Origin of the sequence: Catenibacterium sp. CAG:290, from assembly GCF_000437715.1 — a bacterium.
Taxonomy (GTDB): domain Bacteria; phylum Bacillota_I; class Bacilli_A; order Erysipelotrichales; family Coprobacillaceae; genus Catenibacterium; species Catenibacterium mitsuoka_A.
In genome coordinates this window covers 5,751-6,085 of record NZ_FR898809.1, presented here as the reverse complement: position 1 = coordinate 6,085, position 335 = coordinate 5,751, and the positions used below count along the sequence as shown (strand labels likewise).

Annotated in this window: 1 pseudogene; it reads left to right on the top strand. The window is 26.6% G+C overall.

Annotated features, from left to right (window positions below):
- Positions 1-140: 140 nt before the first annotated feature.
- Positions 141-335, top strand: a pseudogene (locus tag QVO42_RS05045) (NAD(P)-dependent oxidoreductase); the annotation flags it as partial.

Sequence of the window (335 nt, the reverse complement as noted above, 5' to 3'; positions counted from 1 at the left end):
TTCTTTTTTTTGTGAACTATTAGTTCTCTCTTAAAAAAGTTATTCACACCTATTGCGTACTTTTTTTACGATTCTAATGTGAATACTTGTAATTGATCTTTAAATAATAAAGAATAGTAGTAAAGAAGAGAGGAACATATATGACACTTACAATTGGATTTATTGGAAATGGTAAAAGCACAAATCGTTACCATATGCCATTTATACTCACTAGAAAAGATAAAATTAAAGTAAAGACAATCTATAACCGTTCTATTCACTTTGATACATGGAAGAAAATAGAAGAAATTCAATATACAGATAACTTAGATGAATTACTCCATGATAAAGACATT